This is a genomic window from Treponema pedis (assembly GCF_017161325.1).
Taxonomy (GTDB): domain Bacteria; phylum Spirochaetota; class Spirochaetia; order Treponematales; family Treponemataceae; genus Treponema_B; species Treponema_B pedis.
In genome coordinates, this window is sequence record NZ_CP045670.1 from 2,605,115 (window position 1) to 2,624,077 (window position 18,963).

The window sequence follows — 18,963 nt, forward strand, 5'->3', positions numbered from 1 at the left end:
CATTATATGATTATTCACAATGTCATGGAAGATATAGTTTTCAATGAAGTAAACAAGATGTTTGATGAAGCTGAAAAAAATAACGAAAAATGGCTTACCTGCAGCTGCATGCAGTGCAGACTTGATACTATCTGCTATGTATTAAACAGGGTAAAACCGCGTTATATAAAATCCGGCAGAGGGCTTGCGCATTTTTTAAAATTCGGCGGAAGCGAAAAAAATCAGATTATGGCCGATATTACAGCCCTTGTAATAGAAGGAATGCACAGAGTTTTATCCACACGCAGGCCGCATGAAGAAATTATCACGGCCAAAAGCGAAAATACGCCAGTATTTAACTTTCCTACAATAAGCGGTAAAATTCTTAACGGAAGCAATTTTAAACCTATGGATAATGTTACCGTAACTTTAAAGCTGGATAACGACATAGTACCGCAAATAAATATTTTATGGGATAATCCTTATACAATTTCCGATAAAACGCCGGGCACATTCACATTTTGTCCGAAATCCATTCCTGCAATAGAGGAAGGAATTACAAAACAATTCGTATTTTCGATAACGGCGGAAAAAGAAGGGTTTGAATCTTCTAAAATTTCTTTTAACATGGAGCTTACCTCCGAAGGGCAGGAAAAATCTCCGCTGGAATCTTCGTTTTTCTACGATATAAAAGACTTATTCCTTTTTGCAGAATCCGATGAAAATATTTAAATTAAAAAAATCCGTACTTAAGGAAATTGTAAAATGAAACCTAAAGCCTTAGTTTTACATGCGGCGGGAACAAATAGAGACGGCGATGCCTGTACGGCTTTAAAAGCCGCCGGAGCGGAGCCTGAAATCGTCCATATAAACGCTCTAAAAGCAAAAGAAAAAAACTGGAAAGATTATTCTATTCTTGTAATTCCGGGAGGTTTTTCGTATGCCGATGCGCTTGGAGCCGGAAAACTGTTTGCACTTGACTTAAGTCATTATTTTTTCGATGAAGTAAGCGAATTCGTTTTTTCAGGAAAACCCGTAATAGGAATTTGCAACGGTTTTCAAGTTTTGGTAAAATCCGGTATCTTACCGGGCGGCTTATCGGGAAGCGATAAACCGGCCAAAGACGGTTATAAAAACAGGAAGGCTACTTTAACAAACAATAAACAAGGCAGATTTGAGTGCCGATTTACTACAATGATTCCTCAAAAATCGGTTTGCATTTGGACAAGGGATTTAAAAGGAAACATAACCTGCCCGATAGCCCACGGCGAAGGAAGGTTTTTAACGGATTCGCAGGAAACATTGGATATCCTTTTTGAAAAAAAACAAGCTGCCCTAATTTATGCGGACGAAACGGGTAAAAACCCTGCAAACGGGAAATATCCTTTTAACCCTAACGGTTCGGTATCCGATATAGCCGGTATTTGCAATCCCAAAGGTAACGTATTAGGTCTTATGCCCCACCCTGAAAATAATATAATTATCCGTGAAAGAGATTCGGAAGAAGAAAAACAAAAAACACGGCTTTGTCTTTCCCTTTGGAAAGCGGGCGTAGACTATGTAAAATAAGCGGAAAACCGTACGGGTTTAATTTTAATGTAAAGCCAAGCCGTCCGTTAAAAGAATATTAAGATAGTATTATAAAAACATCTGCTGCGTTATAATTTCAGTATGGAGGTTAAAATTAAGCTCCTGAAATAGCGTCGCTTAATTTTAACTGCGAGTTTGCCTTTAGGCAAACACCGTGTATTGTATGCCGTTTCTCATTGCATTACGAAACGGCGGAAATTCTGCAATCCTCGGAATTTGAAAATTCTTGCGGTTGCAGAATTTATAGGGAGGTTAAAATTAAGCTCCTGAGATAACGTCGCTTAATTTTAACTGCCGAGTTTGCCTTTAGGCAAACATCGGATATTATATGCACTTTTTCAGGCTTTCCTTACAAAAGTGCAGAAATAAACAATCCTCGGAATTTGAAAATTCCTGCGGTTGTTTATTTTATCAGGAGGTTTTAAATTAAGAAAAATATTTTATCGGAAAAAATAACTCTTTTTTTATATTTTATTTTACTCTCACTTATAGGTTCTTTTTTACTTTCAAAATCTTTTGCATATAAAAACGGAATCCCATGTAATTATATTGATGCATTGTTTACGTCGGTTTCGGCAGTTTGTGTTACGGGACTTTCAACGCTTTCTATGGACATTTATTCACGCACAGGATTTATAATAATTATGCTTTTAATTGAATTCGGAGGATTGGGAATTATTACCTTTGTTTCTTTTTATATTGCATTACCGGCAAAAAAAGTATCGATAGTAAACCGTAAACTAATTAGGGATTTTTTTATCGATGATATTGAATACCGGCCTCGCAGAATATTAAAACGGATTCTAACTTATACGCTTATTATCCAGCTTATAGGATTTATACTCCTTATGTGCGGTTTATATCTTGCAAAAGACGAAAATTTTATTTTTAATGCTTTGTTTATCTCAATATCAGCTTTTTGCAATGCAGGATTTTCCACAATGAACAATTCGCTTAGCGGATTTGCCGGAAATAAATATATACTGTCCGTTATAATGATTCTTATTATACTGGGCGGTATAGGGTTTGCCGTAATAACAAATCTTGTACAAAAAATAAAATCGTTTTTTTATACAAAAAAAGAATACATATCGGTGCATACAAAGATTGTTATTTTAACGACTTTATTTTTAATTATTACGGGAGCGGTATATAATTTTATCTTTGAATTTAATTATGCTTTTAATAATTTACCCTTGCCGCAAAAAATATTAAACTCTCTTTTTCAATCAATAACGCTTCGGACGGCAGGTTTTGAAACATTACCGCAAAACAAATTTGCGCCTCCGTCTACCTTGTTACATATAGTATTTATGTTTATAGGAGGCTCATCAGGTTCCATTGCAGGCGGAGTTAAAACCACTACCGTTTTTATTGCCTTCTTATATGCTTTTAACGGTGATGAGGAAGCCAATGCGGTAATTTACAAAAAAAGACAAATATCGGCACAAATAGTAAATAAATCCATAACTATAATATCCAGAAGTTTTATAATCCTCTTTTGCTCAATATTTTTATTGGCATTAGCGGAGAATGTAAAACTTACAAACGGCACTTTTTCAAGCATAGACATTATTTTTGAATGTACTTCGGCATTTGCAACTGTAGGTCTTTCCCGCGGAATTACAGGAGAGTTAAATTTTGCAGCAAAAATAATTATAATATTAACAATGTTCATAGGCAGAACAGGGGTGTTCGCTATGGCTTTAAAAATAAACAAATCCAAAAACAGTCTGAATACGGTTTCGTACCCTAAAGAAACCGTGATGGTAGGATAACATTATGGAGGAAATATGCTTCAAGCTGTAATAATCGGTCTGGGAACCTTCGGGGTAAGAATGATAGAAGAACTTTATGAAACGGGCTCTGAAATTATCATCGTCGATAAAAACGAAGAAAAAATAGAAAAATATAAGAGCAAAGCAAAAGAAGCCTATATCACAGATGTAATAAATGATGAGGCTTTAAAAAAAATCGTTCCTCTAAATATCGATATTGCAATACTTGATTTTGATGATAAATTAGAGCCGTCTATAATGACTACCCATATATTACATAAAATGGGAATAAAAAATATAATTGTAGAATCTCAATCCGATTCTCATGGAGAACTCTTACTTTTAGCCGGAGCAGCTCAAGTAATATATCCTGAAAAAGAAGCCGCTCATCATATAACACCTATGCTTTTATCAAAAAAATTGTTTAACTATATTCAGCTTTCTTTAGATTTCGCTCTTGCAGAAGTTGAAATATTAAATGAACTTGAAAATAAAAAGCTTAAAGATTCCGGCTTTAGGCACAACTATAATTTAAATGTCGTTGCCTACCGTGAAAACCAAAATGACGAATTCGAATTTATAAACGGCCCTGATTTTACTTTTAATAAAAACTATACAATTCTTGTTGCAGGTAAAAATAAAGATATAGAAAAATACATCGAACAAAGTTCACGCTCGGAACATAATTTTAAAAAAATCAATAATAAGCAGATTTTTTAAAAACAGATAAGGGCTTTATATAAATTCTGTAGGTTTAAAATGTAAACTTAATATACAGTACGAATTTTCCTTTATTTTAAACCGAGCGGTTAATTAGAAACCCTTTGATTATATAAAATATTATAAATTGTAACGCTTTTACAGACTTATTGCAGAATTTTAATTGTTCTGCTATAATCGGAAACTGTATAAAATCTCTTTTTTATTTTACACTCTGGAGACAAATGAAAAAAAATAAAATCAAATCGATTATCTTTTTTGCGGTTTTATTACCCGCAATATTGCAGGCTCAAACGCTTGCAACATGGACAGGCAACGTCGATACCGATTGGAACAACCCTTCCAATTGGAACTGGTCATTAGGTTCCGGAAGCCCTACGGATAATACTGAAGTAACAATACCTGCAAATTGTGTAAGGTGGCCTGTAATAGGAAATACCACAAAGGCAAGAAAGGTAACGATTGAATTAAATGCGGAACTGGACTTAAAAAATTATAAAATTACAACTTACAGTAACAATACCGAACTAAATAATTCCGGCACATTAAAATTACAAGGTACTGACAGTCAAAAAATATGGCTTAATAACAGCTTAACACTAAATCCCGGTTCCACTATAGAATATACCTCCAACACTTCAAATATTTACACAGGAGAATACTATAACTTAAAAATAAGCACAAACGGAAGTATCAGTATACAAAATGATGATATAACAATTAAAGAAAGTCTTATAAATGACGGAACTTTTAATGCAGAAAATAGAGATATAACTCTTTCAGCTTATAGACCGGAAATTACCGTTAAAGGAAACAACTCAGAAGCAAAGACAAAAATAGGTCGTCTAATTATGGAAAGCGCTGGCGGTAAAACGCTTAAACTGGACGGAAAAATTGAAATTAAAACGACTTTAAAACTTTCAGGTACGGAAGGTGAAAAGAAATTTCTTAAAATAGAAGGAGGAAACTCACATAGCGAAATTACTTTAACCGGTAACGGAGAAGGAGACTTCCTTGAAATTGATACTGATAAGGTTAAAATAACGGGCAGTAACAACTTTACGGCAAAAAACAGTAAACAAAAAGACGGCAAGCGGCCTGACAATGAAACACCTGTAAGCGGGTGGAAGTTTTCGCCTGTAAATTTGGAATGGACGGGAAGTGACAGCTCCGAACCTACCAAGTGGGAAAACCCGAAAAACTGGGACTTGGGAGCAGTGCCTTCACAACAGGACAATGTTAAAATTCCAGGCAATTTACCCGAGCGTCGTTGTCCGAAACTCACAAACTCATCTAATGCAAAGACGGCAAAAGTAACCTTAGAAAGCGGCAGTTATCTCGGTTTAGACAGGGAAATAATTTCCGCAGCTTCAGGTAAATCCGAAATGGATATTTCAGGTACACTAAAACTGGAATATACTTCTGACCAAAAAAACTGGTTTAAGCAATCGCCCAACAAAATAACTCTTAAAGAAGGCTCTACCGTTGAAATTAACGGCAGCGGAAACTTGGAGCTTCATGATGCGGAAACTTATAACGGAGGCTTTAAAAATTTAACGATAAATAGAAGCGGGGATACAGACGTAACTTCTGAAAACCCTCCTACAGCTATTAAAGTAAAAAATACGTTTAAGATAACAGGAGCCGCAACATTAAATTCAGAATTACAAGCGACAAATATTACTGTTTACTATAACAGTACTTTAACTGCAAATAAAAAAATAACTGTAAAATCCGAATTAAAAAACCTCGGCACATTCACTTCAACTGGTGATGTTATTTTGGATCCCTCAAGCAGCACAATAACCGTAACGGGCTCTACGGAACAAAATAAAACTTCGTTCCGAAATTTAACTTGCAGTAATCAAGGCGGTAAAACGCTGCACTTCAGCAATAAAATAAAAGTAACGGGAAATTTAACGTTATCAGGAAGCTCTTCAAACAAGCTTACGGTATACGGAAGCAACAATGCAGCCGTTTATCTTGATAATTCCCAAGATAATAACGGGCAATATTTAAAAGTATATACCGACAACATAAAAATAAACGAAGGCGACTTCGCTAAATATTATAAACTTAAAGATAGCGAAGACAATGACGGAAAACAAACAAACAAAAACGGCTGGGTCTTTGTCGACACCTTCGAGTTTAAAAACTCTTTTATGCGGGTAAACGGTAACGAACTTTATATAGTTTTTAGCCGGGACACGGAAGAAAACGAATTTACACACTCAAAATTGGAAATAAAAAACGGCGGCTCAACTATTGCAAGCAGTACCTCATCTGTCCTATATACCAGAAAAGGAACGTTCGCCGTTTGGAAATACACCTTAGATAAAAACATATCGGCAAATCAAATTTTACAAAAAGGGTTAACTGTAAAAATATCTCATTTTGATAAAGATTATAGTAAATCTAACATCTCCGATGTGGGCATAGGCCTTACGAACGTTTTATTTGCAGCCAACTCAAGAACAATCCGTGATTTTTCAGGAGAAAAAGATTTGCCCAAATTAAACACAATGATAGTAACGGCTCTTGCAGGTACATCAAATAACGTAAAACTTTATTTAAGCGTTGATAACCCAGGCTTTTGGTATCCCCCTTCGGCACAAGTGCCGGCGGACGGAATTATAGGAGCAAGTAGAATTAAAAGTTTCAGCGACTACTCCGGAGAAAGCGAAGGCGGTAAAATAAAATTTACGGTAGTCGATACGGATTCCAATTTTAAAGAAGGCGGCACAGCGCAGTTTATGTTTTTGTATGACGGGTGGCTACCCTGTGCAAGACTAAAAAATCCTTCCGACATTTTGTCTTTTGATGTATGGAAATTCGTTGTTATAGGCGTCAGGCACCAGCGCGGAGGGGTTTCAATTTTTAACAATGTAATAAATCCCGACAAAGGTGAAAAAACCTCGATTCAAATTTTCGTTCAAAAGAAGGGAACCCTTACAATACAGGTAATGACGCTTGACGGGAACATAGTAAAAACTTTGGAACGTTCTCAAAAAAGCGGCGGGACGCATTTTTATTATTGGGACGGAAAAAACAATTCTGGAGTTTCTGTTGCACGCGGAATGTATTTTATAAGAATTGCCGGCCCCGACATTGACGAAACAAGAAAGGTAATGATTACGCGCGATTAAACTTTACAACGGCGGAAGGCAGGTTTTAAACCTGCCTAAAGCTACATTTTAGCACGGTAATATCGTATAAATTAACCTTACGGTTTCATTCCTTCTACAAGATATTTTTCAGGCACCTTTGAAGGCTTACCGTTTTTATCTACACAAGCCCAAGTAACTTCCGCTTCGACACAGACAATCCCCTGTTCGTTTTTTATAACTTGAGAAAAAGAACCTGAAAGTTTTCCGAGTTTTAACGGCGTACACTCTATGGAAAGTCTTTCATAAAGTTTTGCGGAATACTTATACTTTATATCTATACGCGAAACATAAAGCATATAACCTTCATCAAAAAGACCTACATAATCAAAACCTATTGCACGCAAAAATTCCATACGCGCATGTTCCAAATAATTTAAATAAACTGCGTTATTAACGTGGTTATAAGAATCAAGCTCATAAGAGCGAACTTCCACATAACTTGTGTGTGTCATTAAATAATCTCCTATAAAACGATGTTTGATATTCGTCGGAAAAAAACATAACGGAAACCGTTTTAAGTTTTTACCGAATCTTCAAAATACCTATAAGCCGCACTTTTATCGGCCGGGATTTAATCTGTCTTTTTCGTTTTCTTCGTGCATTTCCTCTAAAATTTCCATAACACGGTCTACGACAGCCTGTTTTTTTTCAAGGCCTTCAAGTCCGATATTGTCGGCCTTTATGCTTTCACGAAATTCGGTACAATCAATAACGGCGCTTGCGTCGAGAATCATTCTGTCTTCACAAACTAAATCGTCCCCCATATTGCCCGTTTCCGAAATTGTAAGACAGTTTCCGTTTACCGAAACCAAAAGCATTATATCGGACATTTTTATATAAGAATCTATTTCTTTTACACCGCGTTTTGTTTCGGGCTGACCCGGACGGTAACGTGTACCGGCAGGATAAACTACAACAACCCTGCCTTCTTTTTTTAATTTTTCCAACACCCGCATTGAAGCTATATTTATCTGTTTACTCCGTTTAATTTCAATTTCACGTACATCGGGATTTTCAATAGCTTTAATATAACGGCTCGGATAAATAAAAAGTCTATCATAACCTTCGGTAAAAGATGCAATATATTTATTATCTTCTCCCAATTTTAATCCGGCAACACCGACACATCTTTCAGCCAAAGCGGCACCTTTTTCTCCCGTCTTGGACATTAAATAAATAAGCATAGGGTAATCGAAATTACTGTAATGTTCTGCAAGAATAATTCCCTTTTTCCCCGCATTTACCGCATCGAAAAATTTTTCCAGATTTTCTTTATGCCTAAATTCCGAAGAAGGCAACATTACCTTCTCGATAACGGAATCTATAAGTTTTTTTAATTCGGGATTTCCCTTTTGAAAAACGTTTTCTCCGGTAATTTCCACAGCCCCTTTGGTATTTTTCGCAAAAACCGGCAAATAATCTTTAAAATATTCAAGCAATGTTGTAGGCATATTCCCCTCCATTCAATTAAAATAAATTATCGAAATAATCCTTATACTTTTCATATACGGATTTATTTACGGTTAAAACGGTAATTATATATTTTGCATCTCCGGCATATCTTACGCTTTTTACGGCATACTTAATGCTTTTTGTTTCGGAATCATAAACTTGATTTTTAATCTTAAATTTTTCATTTGTACCTGAAATATCGGTTTTCTCTGCCAAAACTCTTACGGATTTGCCGGAAGAAGAAAGATATTTTATAAGTAAATCGTTTTTTTTCTCTTTAACATTTTTTAAATCTATTACGGTAACCGCCAAAAAAGCTTCATTTTCTAAAAAAAAGCTGTTTTCGGCGTCCTGCTTCCATTGAGAGTCAAGAGAAATGCTTCCCCATGCCGTAGGAAAGGTCTTTTTTTTAGCACTTATGTCCAATTTAAATTTTGAAGGTTTATCGTTTAAAGGTTTAAGCGGAGTAAAATTAAAAAAAGTATCGGTTTCCTGAGCCAACCCTATTTCTTCCAATGATAAAACAGGCATATTTTCTTTATTTAAAATACTTTCTATATAAAAAAGCGGAATATATGAGCAAAACCGAATTTCGTTCTCGCCGCCGAACTGCAATTCATTTATAAATTTGGAGGCACGTTTTATCACAAGACTTTCGTTTTTAGGCTCGGTACGCCAATTATATAATTTAGGAAAAATCTCCATTAAATAATTTACGGCATAAACATAATCGCTATCATTGTTAATACCTGAAATTATATTTTGCCCCGTAATAACGAATTCTCCGTCGGATTCTTCTCCCGAAAAAAGAATTTTTACGAAAGTTTTTCCGCCTGAGGTATATAAAAAGGCTCCCACCGTATTCGCGTTGTAATATAAAAAACCTATCCATGAAGGTTCTTTCCACGAATAATCGCGGTAAATTACATAATCGCCGGACTGCGTTCCGCTCCAATTTGTTTCATTTTCATATGTGTAAACATGTGTTAAAGCAAAAGCAAAAAAACAGAAAAATATAAAAGCTTTTTTCATTATTCCATTATTGATTAAATTTAAACTTTGGTCAAGCAGTTTTATGTAATTTTTTAAACTATATTCAGATTGCATAATAAACGGAAAACTCCGCTTAAAACAACAAACGGCTTATTTTAACACTCGGCTTTCCCTTCTTGAAAATTTTTTCATAAGTGTATACAATCTTTAAAAGTTATGAGAGCAACGCGGGCAATAATCCATTTGGATAATTTACAATATAATATTGAACAAATAAGAAAAAAACTGAAAAACGGTACGCAAATTTGCTTACCTGTAAAAGCGGACGCTTACGGACACGGCGCCGTCAGAGTTGCCGTTGCGGCTATACGGGCAGGAGTTTCTTACCTTGCCGTAGCTTCAATACAGGAAGCCGTGGAACTGCGTGAAGCGGGAATAGTGGCACCCGTCATTTCGTTAAGCCTTCCCGTACTTGAAGAAATACCGCAGCTTTTGGAATACGATATTCAACCCTTAGTAATAGACGAAGAATTTATCAACGAACTTAACCGCGCCGCCTCGGCGATGAATAAAAAGGCCGGAGTTCATCTTAAAATCGATACGGGAATGACTCGTATAGGCTGTACACCCGGAGAAGCGGTAAAACTTGCAATGCAAATAGCACGTGCCGAAAATCTTAATTTAAAAGGTGTCTGTACTCATTTTGCAGTAGCCGATTCTACCGAAAAAGAGAACCTTCAATACACGAAAAAACAAATCTCTCTTTTTAAAACCGCAGTTACTGAAATAAAAAAGGCGGGTATTACCGCAGGGCTAATTCATGCGGCCAATTCGGGAGCCGTTTTACAATATCCGGAAGCTCATTTCGATATGGTGCGACCCGGAATACTCGCTTACGGTTATCCGCCTTCGGAAAACTTAAAAGGACTTATAAATTTAAAACCCGTTATGGAGCTTGTAACCCAAGTTGTTCTGATTAAAAAAATTGAACCGGGAACTACGGTTTCTTACGACCGCCGCTGGACTGCGGAAAACGCAACTTATATTGCCACTCTTCCTATAGGTTATGCGGACGGTTTAATCCGCTCTCTTTCACCGGGTTTAAAGGTAAGAATCGGAAAGGAATTTTTTCCCGTTATCGGAAGGATTTGTATGGACCAATGTATGATAGATTTAGGGCCTACACCGTGGGTACAGCGATGGGACGAAGTTTGTATCTTCGGCTCTTCATCAAAAGAAACGCAAAATAATTCCGCAAGCTCTTTGGCAAAAATGGCCGGAACAATTCCCTATGAACTTACCTGCGGAATAAATAAAAGAGTACCGCGCATTTTTATAGATGAAACCATTCAATAGCGGAGGTTTAAAAACTGTGATTGTAAAACGTGCAAAAGTTTTAGGTTATTGTATGGGAGTTCGCCGTGCAGTCGATTCGGTTTTAAACGCCGCAGGTATTTCGGATAACGGTCTTCCGCTTAAGAGAAGGCAATTTACGGAAACCGAAAATAAAAAAACATATTCTAAAGTTTTTACTTTCGGCCCCTTAATTCATAATCCTGCAACACTTGAATATTTAGCCCGAAACGGAATTGATTTTATCGAACCTGAAAAATTTTCAGACGATGAAGATTACGGCAATACAAAGGTTGTAATCAGGGCACACGGAGTTTCGCCGGAACAATTACGCAAAATAAAAAAGGCGGGAGCGGAAGTAATAGATGCGACTTGCCCGCGCGTAGTTTCAAGCCAGACAAGAGCAAAAAAATATGCAAAAGACTCTTTAATAATTTTGGCCGGCGATAAAAATCACGGTGAACTTATCGGTATTGCAGGTTATGTTTATTCCGAAACCCGCTCCGCCTGTATTATTGTTCAAAATGCGGAAGAAGCAAAATCCGTAAATTTACCCGATTTAAAAGGAAATCTGACGCGAGCCGTTTTAATAGCACAAACTACAATCAAACAATCCGAATACGATGCAATTGCACAAATTTTAAAAATGAGGCTCCCTGATTTAATAGTGCTTAATACAATTTGCCCGGCCACTTCGGAACGCCAAGAGGCTTTAAAAGAACTCGCTTCGGAAACGGAAGCGATTTTAGTAATAGGCGGAAAAAATTCGGCAAATACGAAAAGACTTTTACAAACGGCCATCGATTTAAAAAAACCTGCATGGTTAGTGGAAAATGCAAAAGAACTGCCGAAAGAAATTTTTAATTACGGTTCTGTGGGCATTACAGCAGGAGCTTCAACTCCGGATTTTGTAATAGAAGAAATAGAAAGTATTTTAACGGGAAAAACTGAAAAAGTAAAATTATAACACTCCCGCTAGATATTAAATTTATTCCGGGTAAAAAAAAGCCCGAGCTGCATCGCTGCCGCCCGGGCAAATCTATTTATAGGAGGTTTACCAATTTTCCTGTTTTAAAACATAGTCTTTAAAATTATGAGTTTTCAGCACATCTTTTACCTTTTCCAAATCGTAGGGGCGTATTCCGTATAAAACAACACGAATATGCGTTTCGGTTTTTTCATAAGCCGGTTCAAATCCTATTTTACGAAGCTGCACAATAAGCCTCATAGCATTTTCTTCGCGTGCAAAGGAACCGAGCTGAATTCTCCAAAGCTCTCCGCTTGTTTCGGCGGGAGTTGTCGGAATATATACAAGCTCACGCTGCGGCTGCTGATATTGCGGCATTGTTTGTACAGGCTGGTACTGCGAACCGTATTGACTTTGACTCTGCCCGTATTGAGAGCCGTACTGAGACTGTGAGCCGTACTGCGGGTCTTGCATTCGCGGAGGCTGATATTGCGCGGTTTCCTGCGAGCCTTGGTACTGCTGAGAATTATATTGCTGACCTTGGGTCTGTTGCGCACCGTACTGCGGAGTCTGACCGGGGTATTGTTGTCCCTGAACGACCCCTTGTGAACCGTATTGTGAATTCTGAGCTTGCTGATATTGCGAAGTTTGGGACTGAGAAGCGGACTGCATACCTCCCGCCGTACCGGAAACACCGAAAGCGGCTTTATCGTTAGTATCTATTTTTCTAAGAGAAACCCGCGTTACTCCTCTTGAAAGCATATCCAAAGCCGCTGCGGCCGCCTTAGATATATCTATTTCCCTATTACCTACAAAGGGACCGCGGTCGTTAATTCTTACAACTACTTTTTTACCGTTTTCAAGATTCGTTACCTCTACCATTGTGCCGAACGGTAATGTTTTATGAGCTGCCGTATAAGCATTCATATCGAAAATTTCACCGTTTGCCGTTTGCCTTCCATGAAAAGCCTCTCCGTAATACGAAGCATAAGTCTCGGCATTAATTACTTCTCCTTGAGCATACATAAGACCTGTAAAACAGGCAAGAGTAATAAGCATCAATATAATTTTTTTCATTCATTCCTCCCGAAATCTCAATATAAAAACTCTAAAAAATTAAGTTTTAAAAGTTTACATATACAATAAATATCGGAATAAATAAAAATAACATTAGAATAAAAACAGCTAATCATTTAAGATAAAATCACTTAATTTATACCATTTATTTGTATAAAATATTTATATAAAAGAGGAAAACTTTTTCGCCATAAGCTATTTTAATACGGCCCGTATTTTCTATAAAAATAAAACCTCTTGACTATTTTTCGTTTTTAACTATACTAGTACGAAATTTTATTAAACGCACATTAGGAAAAGTGCAGAGGAGAATCGTTGGCTGAAATAAAGGGTTTGCGGATAAACGGACAAATTCGCGTAAGAGAGGTTAGGTTAATAGGCAGTGACGGAGAACAGGCAGGTATTGTTCCCACACTTGAAGCTATGAAAATGGCGGCGGATGCCGGGCTTGACCTTGTTGAAGTGGCACCGACTGCTAAACCTCCGGTTTGCAAAATAATCGATTATGGTAAATACCGTTTTCAAATGGAGAAAAAGCTCCGTGACTCCAAGAAAACGCAAAAACAGCAGTTATTACGGGAAATCAGAATGCAGCCTAAAATACATGCTCACGACCTTGAATTTAAATCTGCACATATTAAAAAATTCCTTGACGGCGGAGATAAGGTTAAAGTAACCGTGCGTTTTTGGGGACGCGAATTGGCTCATACAGAGCTGGGTTACGAAGTTTTAAACAAGGTTTTGGAAATGGTAGGCGGTGAAGAAGCTTATGCCTTAGAAAAAAAGCCTGCCATGGAAGGACGTACAATGTCTATGACATTAAGTCCCAAACCGAAAAAATAAGAGTTATAATTTGGAGGGTATTTATGCCTAAAATGAAGAGTAAAAGTGCTGCAAAAAAAAGATTTTCTCTTACAGCTACAGGTAAGGTAAAATATAAGCAGATGAATAAGGGTCATATTATGACTAAAAAAGCCCAAAAACGAAAACGCCACCTTAAAAAGACGGCTATTCTTTCGGACGCAGACAGCATGAAAATGCGAAAGCAGCTGTTACCTTACGGTTAGTTTATAGGAGTTTAAAATGTCACGATCAACAAGCAGCGATAGAAGAATCACACGAAGAAGAAAAATATTAAAATTGGCAAAGGGCTTTAGAGGAAGACGCGGTACGAATTTTAAAGCCGCAAGAGATGCCGTAAGAAAGGCTCTTTTGCACAGTTATGTCGGCAGAAAAGACAAAAAAAATGATATGCGCCGAATTTGGATTACCCGAATCAACGCCGCAGTAAGGGCGGAGGGTATGTCGTATTCCCGCTTTATTGCAGGAGCAACAAAGGCCGGTATCCAGTTAAACAGAAAAGCTCTTTCCAATATGGCGATTGAAGACCCTGCGGCATTCAAAGCCGTAGTTGAAGTTTCAAAAAAAGCTTTGGGGCTATAATATGCTTAATATCGATCAGGTTAAACTTCTTGAAGGCAAAGTTGAAAAAGCTGTAAATCTTATAAAAACGCTTTCTTTCGATAACGATTCTCTAAAAAAAGAAATTGAAGCTAAAAACAGGCGTATTTCGGAGTTGGAGAATTTAATCGTTGCCTTTAAAGACGACCAAACCAAAATCGAGCAGGGAATTATCAACGCACTTAATCAATTAAGTGCGTTTGAAAATTCCGTAAGCACAAAGCGCATTGCGGAAACAAAGACTCAAACGGGGCAAACCTTTTCCGAGCAGGAGAAACAAACCGTTCAGGGCGAAATAAACCGTGAACAAAACCCGACGGAACAGTCCGAAAGCGCGGTATCGCCCGAAAATAAAGAACAGGAAAAATCTCCGGAAGGGGTTCCCGAAGGACTTTTAGAAAAACAAAGCGCGGAACAAACGGAAGAGGATAAAAATGAACAAAAACAAACGGAAGAATTGCCCCTTCAAGCTCAATCCGAAAAGCCGCGGCAAACTCAACCTGTTTTAGAAAAACCCGAAGCAAATCCCTTACAAAAAGACTTGGACGATATTTTAGGTTCTCCGTCCGAAATAAATAAACAAATGGATATATTCTAGGGGGAAAATGAGCAAAGGCCAATTGAACATCGATTTGTTGGGAACTTCCTTTGCCATTCAAGCCGACGAAACCGATGAATACTTAAATACAATTTATACTCATTATGTACACACAATCGAACAGGTAAGACAAACCTCTTCGGTTAAAGACCCTGTAAGACTCGCTATTATTGCAGGAATTTTAATTACCGATGAATTGTATAAAGAACAATTAAAAGCGGATACGGCACCTGTTGCCGTAAAAAACGGAATCGCTCATACAAGAGAAATCCCCGATTCCATTGAAATTGAAAAATCCGCACAACGTATGATGGAAAAAATCGATAAGGTTTTAGACGGTAAAAATGAAAATTTGGGTTGATGCGGATTCCTGCCCCATAAGAATTCGGGAAATCATTTGCAAAGCCTCACACCGCATAAATTGTCCTGCAATTTTTGCCGCTAACCGCCCTATTCCGCTTCCTAAATTAAAAACCGTAACAATGATTATTACGGAAAACTCGGAACAGGCGGCGGATATTTATATTACGGAAAATGCCGAACCTTGCGACTTGGCGATTACGCGCGATATTCCGCTGGCGAAAAATCTTATAGATAAGGGTGTCGTTGTAATTAACGATAGGGGGACACATTTTACACAAGACAATATAAACACATTTTTATCGGCAAGAAATTTTATGTACGAACTTCAGGCAAACGGACTTCAGCTTGAAAAAACAAATACTTTCGGGAAAAAAGAAATACAAAAATTTTCACACCTGTTGGATTCTCTTTTGACAAAATTAACAAAAAATAAGGATTGATTTTTTCTCCTTTTAGTTTTATAATGTTTAATCTAAGCGAGGAAAAAATGTCCGATATTCAACAAAACAACGAAGAAATACAAACCGCAAATACAAATGTAAATGCGGAAGAAAAAATCAATTTAAATGAAACCGATAAGGAAGAAACCCGGGCAACGGAAAATACCGAAGACGGTAACAAGGTTCCGGAAGACGAACTGATTCTTCCCGAAGGCGATAAAGAACAAAAAAGCAAAAAAGCTTTAAAAAAAGAAAAGAAAAAAGGCGGCGTATTCGGTAAAATAATAAAGACCGTTGCCGTTTTGTTTTTAATTATTCTTATTCCACTTGCAGGCTTTTTATTGTACTCAGCAATCGACGGCGCTGAGCCTGCGGAGCATATACCGGAAGGACACTATGCTTATATTAACCTGCCGTCCTTGGGGGATTTTTTTCAAAAAACTCTTTCGGTAAAAACGCTTGACTCTGTTTTAGCTTCTTCCGAAACGGCTCAAATGCAGGGCTTAATACGTTCTCTAAGAGCTTCTCCCGAGCTTTCTTCTTGGTGGTTTAAAACCGCTTCAAATATCCGTTTGGACGCGGCAGCTTACGGAACGGATTCGGGCGAAACGGCTTTTCTTATTTTTGCAAAACTGGGTTTCCGCTCCGCAGCAACCCGCGCCCTGCCTCTCGTTTTAAAAATAAAGCCTGATTTATTTTCCTCTATAAAGGAATTACAGGCAATAAGTGAAAATAATATTGAGTACTGGATTTATGATGTACAAGGTTTATCGATTTATATAGGAACCTTTAAAGATTCCGTAATTATAAGTTCATCGAAAGAACTTTTTTTACAAGCCTTTACCGAAAACGAAAACGAAAATACCGAGTCGATAAAAAAATTTATAAAAAATTCAAAAAAAGATTCGGTAAGCATTTTATCCGATATAAACGGTTTTAAAAACGGCATAAAAGATGATAACTCGGTTTTTTCCAATGCAATGAAAAATCTCGCCTTCGATAAAAATACCGTTATAAACATAAACTTAAACGAAAAAGCTCTATCCGTTTCGGGTAACTGTAATTGGGAAACGGAAGATTCGGGTTTGAAAAATATTTTAAAAAGACAAGCCTTTATTCCGGGTATTTTAAACCGGCTGCCTAAATCGACCGATTATATAACGCTTATCAACATGGGAAGCCCCGATTTTCTTTTTGATAACGGACATATTTTATTTAATTCTTCAATTTTAAATGCGTATAATAAGGCCTCAAGCGCAAGCCGATTTCTTTTTAAAAAAGACATAAACGAGCTTTTATTTTCATGGATGGGAGATGAAATAGGATTATTCGGACTTGAGCATTCCGAACAGCCCGTATTTTTTGTTTCATTAAAGGACGAAAAAAAATGCAGAGCCGCTCTTGAAGACATTTTTTCTTCAATTTTTATAGAAAAAGATGTTTCCGCACTGGTTGACGGTTTACGAATTCCGCGTATAGAATTCCCGGATTTATTAAAATCGCTTTTGCGGGCATTTAAAGTGGAACTGCCCCGCCCGTTTTATGTAATAGATGACGGCTTTTTATACCTTTCGCAAAGTGCGGAAGCCGTAGCTTCCCTTATAAACGATGTAAAGGCGGGCAATCTTTTAGTAAAAACCGAAAATTGGAAAAGTCTTGCAAAAATACCGCCTGAAACTTCCATCTTCGTTTATTACACGGTAGAAAAACAAATTCCCAATTTGTTAAGAAGTATAAACGCTCTTAAACCGATTTTAAAAGATTACGGAAAAGGTATTTTATCCATTAAAACCGATTCGTCGCAAAGGTTGTCATTTGAATTCCATACTCAAAGAACGGAATCTCATTCTTTGGGAGAGCTTGCAGCCTTTCCTTATAAGAGTTCGGAAAAAATAACGGGCAATATTTATTGCGGAAAAAATTCGAATAATGTACCCTTTGTCTATTGGACCTCAGGAAATAAGGTATACGCGTTAAACCTTGCCGATAAAACTTTAACAAATTTAAAACTTGACGATAAAGCGTATCTTAATGTTCAGCTTACGGAAGGCAGAATAAATTCGGTTTGGGCCGTTTCTTCGCGCGGTACTATTTATAAAACCGATTATTCGCTTAAAGCGGCGGCAAACTTTCCGATTCTTACCGGAGAAAAATTTGCCGTTCCGCCCGTGATTTTAAAAGACGGAATTGTCCTCCCGGTTGCAAATAAACCGCTGCTTCTTTTCGCCGATAAAAATGCAAACACATATTTTTCGGAGCCTATGGATACAAGGCTTAAAAATCAGCCCTTTGTATTCGATGATACGATTGCCGCAGCACCGCGCTCTTTCGACAGTATGGTTTACCTTTTCGATAGGGACGGAAAAATAAAAGACGGCTATCCTTCGGAACTTGAATCCATTTCGGCGGTTCAACCCGTTTTGTACAAAAATGAGAAAAAAGAAATTTGGACGGCTATTTTAACCGAAGAAGGAAAATTCAGCTTAAAGCCCGCTTTCAATAATGAAAATGAAGGTTTTTCTATAGAGTTAAATGTTTCGTGCAGGGTACAGCCGGTTTATTCGGAAAACTTAAAAATGTTCTTTTTAATTGCAGATGCGGGATATCTTTATAAAATAGATACTCAATGCAGGATAGTCGATAAAATCGCTTTAAAGCAAAAAAATGCCGATGATTATGTTATTACTCTGGCGGATTTAACCGGCGATAAACTTGATGATGTTTTGATTTCGGGCGGAGGAAATTCCGTTTACGCTTACGGTTCGAATTTTATTCCGCTTGAAGGATTTCCCGTTTCAGGAACGGGGAATCCCTGCCTGATTGATGTCGACGGCGACGGTAAGCCTGAATTGATTACCTGCGGAATAGATAACAGCATTCACTCATACAGGTTTTAAAAGAGACTTACGGTAAACCTTTACTTTATATAATTTTAAGGAGGGTTTCGGATAAGACGACAGCCGGTGTTTTAAAGTAAAAAATACTTACTTAGTAAATGCCGGCTGTTTTTCCGTAAAGCCCGAAA

General features: G+C 37.3%; 18 protein-coding genes. 14 read left to right on the forward strand and 4 right to left on the reverse strand.

Translation table 11 applies throughout. The annotated features are described in order from the left end of the window. Window positions 1–6: 6 nt before the first annotated feature. The 5 genes from DYQ05_RS12015 (at window position 7) to DYQ05_RS12035 (ending at window position 7,213) form a co-directional block, all read left to right on the forward strand. Complete coding sequence (locus tag DYQ05_RS12015; protein ID WP_024465177.1) at window positions 7–711, forward strand: late competence development ComFB family protein; 705 nt, start codon at window positions 7–9, stop codon at window positions 709–711. Between the two features lie 33 nt (window positions 712–744). Further along, on the forward strand, window positions 745–1,548 hold the full coding sequence (gene purQ, locus DYQ05_RS12020) for a phosphoribosylformylglycinamidine synthase I (protein ID WP_024467168.1): 804 nt from the start codon (window positions 745–747) through the stop codon (window positions 1,546–1,548). A 494-nt stretch (window positions 1,549–2,042) separates the two neighbouring features. Beyond that, window positions 2,043–3,347, forward strand: a complete 1,305-nt coding sequence (locus DYQ05_RS12025; protein WP_264080172.1) for a TrkH family potassium uptake protein — start codon at window positions 2,043–2,045, stop codon at window positions 3,345–3,347. A 15-nt stretch (window positions 3,348–3,362) separates the two neighbouring features. Next, window positions 3,363–4,067, forward strand: a complete 705-nt coding sequence (locus tag DYQ05_RS12030) for a potassium channel family protein (RefSeq protein ID WP_206183505.1) — start codon at window positions 3,363–3,365, stop codon at window positions 4,065–4,067. A 224-nt stretch (window positions 4,068–4,291) separates the two neighbouring features. Further along, window positions 4,292–7,213 (forward strand): FlgD immunoglobulin-like domain containing protein, encoded by a 2,922-nt coding sequence (locus DYQ05_RS12035; RefSeq protein ID WP_206183506.1) that lies wholly within the window; start codon window positions 4,292–4,294, stop codon window positions 7,211–7,213. A 77-nt stretch (window positions 7,214–7,290) separates the two neighbouring features. On the opposite strand, the gene DYQ05_RS12040 is transcribed toward DYQ05_RS12035, so the two are convergent. The 3 genes from DYQ05_RS12040 to DYQ05_RS12050 all read right to left on the reverse strand — a co-directional run bounded on the left by DYQ05_RS12040 (window position 7,291) and on the right by DYQ05_RS12050 (window position 9,793). Continuing rightward, window positions 7,291–7,686 (reverse strand): acyl-CoA thioesterase, encoded by a 396-nt coding sequence (locus tag DYQ05_RS12040; RefSeq protein ID WP_024465532.1) that lies wholly within the window; start codon window positions 7,684–7,686, stop codon window positions 7,291–7,293. 105 nt (window positions 7,687–7,791) lie between these two features. Beyond that, on the reverse strand, window positions 7,792–8,685 hold the full coding sequence (locus tag DYQ05_RS12045; RefSeq protein WP_024465533.1) for a 1-acyl-sn-glycerol-3-phosphate acyltransferase: 894 nt from the start codon (window positions 8,683–8,685) through the stop codon (window positions 7,792–7,794). A gap of 16 nt (window positions 8,686–8,701) precedes the next feature. Then, window positions 8,702–9,793, reverse strand: coding sequence for a DUF7954 domain-containing protein (locus tag DYQ05_RS12050; RefSeq protein WP_252722796.1), 1,092 nt, complete (start codon window positions 9,791–9,793; stop codon window positions 8,702–8,704). Window positions 9,794–9,895: 102 nt separating this feature from the next. Between DYQ05_RS12050 and alr the strand changes: the two genes are divergently transcribed. Continuing rightward, the gene (gene alr / locus DYQ05_RS12055) at window positions 9,896–11,035 is read left to right on the forward strand and encodes an alanine racemase (protein WP_020966306.1); all 1,140 of its coding nucleotides are present in this window, start codon (window positions 9,896–9,898) and stop codon (window positions 11,033–11,035) included. Window positions 11,036–11,051: 16 nt separating this feature from the next. Next, window positions 11,052–11,999 carry a 4-hydroxy-3-methylbut-2-enyl diphosphate reductase gene (gene ispH / locus DYQ05_RS12060; RefSeq protein WP_024467163.1) on the forward strand — a complete coding sequence of 316 codons (948 nt, stop codon included), beginning with the start codon at window positions 11,052–11,054 and terminating at the stop codon, window positions 11,997–11,999. A gap of 87 nt (window positions 12,000–12,086) precedes the next feature. Here the strand turns inward: ispH and DYQ05_RS12065 are convergent, their stop codons facing one another. Further along, a complete protein-coding gene (locus DYQ05_RS12065; protein ID WP_029409722.1) occupies window positions 12,087–13,076 on the reverse strand; it encodes a septal ring lytic transglycosylase RlpA family protein in 990 nt (329 codons plus the stop codon). Window positions 13,077–13,391: 315 nt separating this feature from the next. On the opposite strand from DYQ05_RS12065, the gene infC reads away from it, so the two are divergent. Genes infC through DYQ05_RS12100 form a run of 7 tightly spaced genes read left to right on the forward strand, consistent with a single transcriptional unit; the run spans window position 13,392 to window position 18,835 of the window. Further along, window positions 13,392–13,919 (forward strand): translation initiation factor IF-3, encoded by a 528-nt coding sequence (infC, locus tag DYQ05_RS12070; protein ID WP_020966309.1) that lies wholly within the window; start codon window positions 13,392–13,394, stop codon window positions 13,917–13,919. Between the two features lie 23 nt (window positions 13,920–13,942). Beyond that, the gene (gene rpmI / locus DYQ05_RS12075; RefSeq protein ID WP_020966310.1) at window positions 13,943–14,143 is read left to right on the forward strand and encodes a 50S ribosomal protein L35; all 201 of its coding nucleotides are present in this window, start codon (window positions 13,943–13,945) and stop codon (window positions 14,141–14,143) included. Window positions 14,144–14,159: 16 nt separating this feature from the next. Then, a complete protein-coding gene (rplT, locus tag DYQ05_RS12080; RefSeq protein WP_024466792.1) occupies window positions 14,160–14,519 on the forward strand; it encodes a 50S ribosomal protein L20 in 360 nt (119 codons plus the stop codon). Window position 14,520: 1 nt separating this feature from the next. Beyond that, window positions 14,521–15,135: a cell division protein ZapB gene (locus DYQ05_RS14205; RefSeq protein WP_252723390.1), complete on the forward strand. Its 615-nt coding sequence runs from the start codon at window positions 14,521–14,523 to the stop codon at window positions 15,133–15,135. Between the two features lie 7 nt (window positions 15,136–15,142). After that, a complete protein-coding gene (zapA, locus tag DYQ05_RS12090) occupies window positions 15,143–15,496 on the forward strand; it encodes a cell division protein ZapA (RefSeq protein ID WP_024465734.1) in 354 nt (117 codons plus the stop codon). Continuing rightward, entirely contained in the window at window positions 15,480–15,938 is a 459-nt protein-coding gene (locus tag DYQ05_RS12095; RefSeq protein WP_020966314.1) for a YaiI/YqxD family protein, read from the forward strand. Before zapA ends, DYQ05_RS12095 begins: the two co-directional genes overlap by 17 nt. A 47-nt stretch (window positions 15,939–15,985) precedes the next feature. Then, window positions 15,986–18,835, forward strand: coding sequence for an FG-GAP repeat domain-containing protein (locus tag DYQ05_RS12100; protein ID WP_206183507.1), 2,850 nt, complete (start codon window positions 15,986–15,988; stop codon window positions 18,833–18,835). Window positions 18,836–18,963: the final 128 nt, after the last annotated feature.